The organism is Candidatus Neomarinimicrobiota bacterium, assembly GCA_041862535.1.
GTDB lineage: Bacteria > Fidelibacterota > Marinisomatia > SCGC-AAA003-L08 > TS1B11.
Genome location: JBGVTM010000206.1, coordinates 1 through 2,765, shown reverse-complemented (window position 1 = coordinate 2,765; position 2,765 = coordinate 1). Strand labels below are relative to the sequence as shown.

At 54.3% G+C, this 2,765-nt stretch carries 3 protein-coding genes; all 3 read right to left on the bottom strand.

Annotation, left to right across the window (positions count from 1 at the left end):
• Nucleotides 1–39: 39 nt before the first annotated feature.
• Genes ACETWG_07550 through ACETWG_07540 form a run of 3 tightly spaced genes read right to left on the bottom strand, consistent with a single transcriptional unit; the run spans nucleotide 40 to nucleotide 2,579 of the window.
• Nucleotides 40–381: a histidine triad nucleotide-binding protein gene (locus ACETWG_07550; protein MFB0516442.1), complete on the bottom strand. Its 342-nt coding sequence runs from the start codon at nucleotides 379–381 to the stop codon at nucleotides 40–42.
• A 56-nt stretch (nucleotides 382–437) separates the two neighbouring features.
• Nucleotides 438–1,772 (bottom strand): hypothetical protein, encoded by a 1,335-nt coding sequence (locus ACETWG_07545; protein ID MFB0516441.1) that lies wholly within the window; start codon nucleotides 1,770–1,772, stop codon nucleotides 438–440.
• Nucleotides 1,773–1,775: 3 nt separating this feature from the next.
• Nucleotides 1,776–2,579 (bottom strand): class I SAM-dependent methyltransferase, encoded by an 804-nt coding sequence (locus ACETWG_07540; GenBank protein ID MFB0516440.1) that lies wholly within the window; start codon nucleotides 2,577–2,579, stop codon nucleotides 1,776–1,778.
• Between the last annotated feature and the right edge of the window lie 186 nt (nucleotides 2,580–2,765).

Genomic DNA, 2,765 nt, shown 5'->3' with positions numbered 1-2,765 from the left:
GTTCCAACGACACGCAGACTGGCTCACCACCGCGGTCACTTATCCGGGGGGCCAGCGCATCGGGCGACCACCCAGCACATGGAAGTGCAGGGGAAAGATCGACTGGCCGGCACTCGACCCGGAATTGACCACCACTCGGTAACCGTCGGCAATGCCCTCCTGCTCCGTCAGCCGGATGATCACCCTGTGGATATACCCGATGAGGCCCTCGTCTTCGGCTGCCAGGTCCTGCAGTCTGGGAATGGGTTTGCGCGGCACCACCAGGAAATGCACCGGCGCCTGCGGATTGACGTCCCTGAAAGCCACGCACTGCTCGTCCTCGTAAATAATATCGGACGGAATCTCCTTGTTGATGATCTTGCCAAAAATGGTATCGCTCATGGATCCTCCTTACTGGTCTGCACTCTACACCGGACCGCGAGATGGAGCAAAGCTAATTAACTTCCAGGATAGTGAAAAGCAACGACCAGGTTCTCAAAGTCGGTACCTGCTAAAGGGGAGGAATGGTGGCCATCCCGTCCCTCAAAGTGACTCTCGTTATAAACGAAATCGAAGTGGCGCGCCAGCGCACGAGTAACAGGGCTCCTAAGCAATTGGGACATAAGCAGCAGAATGGGCCGGCCATGTAATGCCCTGCCCCAGGTGTAAATATGCTGGCGATAGTCCTCTGACGCGTTGCTGGGATACTCATAGATGTATTCCCCAGTCCGAAAGGTGAATAGGTCAAGGAAGGTGAACTCATAGCCGCGGTGGAGGGTCAAGTCCTCGCCCGGTTTATTCTTAATCAAGTTGTTGTAAATGTCAATGTCACCAATCGGCGCGTCCACATTCCAGTCCCTGTCCCCATTCTTCTCCTCCATTACGACCAGAATATCATCCACTTCCCGGCCATACCGAAAAGTCGCGATAGGATACCTGGATGTCAAACCCGTAGCGCTGCAGGATAGGGAGAATCCCAATCGAGCTAAGGTTGGCGGCGGATCCGCCTGATCTTCATCAATAAATGTGACCCCCTCGCCCATGTTCAGGATACTGTAGCCTATGGCCGGTTCTACCGACAGTCCAAAGTCAAGTTCTGCACTCCGGGTGGAAAACGGGGCGGTCAACATAAATCCGAAGTCATAGAATCTATTATCGCTCCGCAATTGATCATGAGGAGGATATTCGCTCATATCCTGGACTGTATTCTTGAGCGCCCCACCTACCGAGAAACTCATGGGCACCAGCCCCAGGTTAAAGCCACTCCTGGCACCGAAAGTGACCACATCGGCAGAGTAATGCGGCGAGAAAGTGCCAATTGACTGGCCATACTCATCCATTCGCACCACCTCTCCCAGGTCGAGATAGGTGCGATAATATCCCATGCTGAGCCCGAAAGCCCCCTGGCCGGATTGATACCCCAACATCCCAGCCTCATAGTGAAGAAATATGTCGTCAGACAGACCAGGCAACCACTGGGTCTTATTTTCCAGACTATATGCCAGGGATAGGCCTTTTATGCTGGGGAAATTGGCGGGATTATAATAGATCGAAAAAATATCCCGGGACGGCAGGGCGGCCCCCACCTCCCCCATCCCGTTCATAGCAGGCGAAGGCGGTATCAACAGGAATACTGCGCCGACATAGAAGGAAGATTGAGCCGCTGACACAGAAATAAATAGGAGCAGGACGACGAGGGTCTTCTCAAAAATACGCATAGGCTTCACTTTGCTTACGGCAGGCAATCGATTAGCAGAAAATAGACGCCGACCGGTCCCATCACCCGCAGTCATTCGTTAAACCTCCTTCCGGGATACAAATACCCAGCCGGCATAAATGTGATGGGGATGGCCGTCCAACCCGTCAGCTCCATAGCATTGAGTTGGCAAGCCTATCCGTTCCAGGTGGTCAAGTAGATCATATCCGAAATCAGTATAGACCAGCCCATCCCTGATTGCATCCCCGTGATATACTTTCGGCATGACAAAAATGTCCCTTTCCCCTTCAATGATCACGCGCCGGGCGGTACGTCTGCCCGGATCATAGGGAATCGTAAATACGTGATAACCTCCCGGCTTCAGGACCCGGTGGATCTCCCGCCACGCCGCATCCGGGTCGCGTATGTGCTCCAGCACGTCCTCGGTAATTACCACATCAAAGCTATCCACAGGGAATGTAAGCTGCTGCAAGTCTTCACACCGAATCCCGCTTTTAGAGACCGAACCGGGAAGCGTATCGGGTAAATATTCCGAGCAGACGTACCCCGAAAGGCCCCAGAGAGCCTGATGGATGGGACCACGCGCCTGGGCCTGATAGACCTTCAAATCCGGTCGCGAAGCAACCAGACCAGGTAGGCTATACGGCTCTCCTGAACCCATGATCCGGCCCAGGATTGTTGCCAGGTGCCGGTTCCGGGCGACCGCACCGCAGCCTCTGCAAAAGTAGGATATACGCGGATGGCCAGCTTTATAGAGTATCCTATTCTCACCACACACCGAGCAATATCCCGGCACTGGCTTTTTGAACACCATTCTGGCCACCATGCTCAAAGCCTTCCTGGGATGCCTTACAGCCTTGGCGATAACGCGAACCAGACTCATGGAAGCCGGGGAATAAATAGGCGAGTATAAGTGCGAGCTGCCACCTCAGACCTTCTACCCGGGTGGCATGACCTCTGCCTGCACGGTAGCTTGTACCAGAACAGCGTGAGACTACTTTCGCAGAGCGAGTGCTTTCCACCCCAGCGGCAGCAGCAGCGCCGCCGTAACGATCTTGACAACCTCACC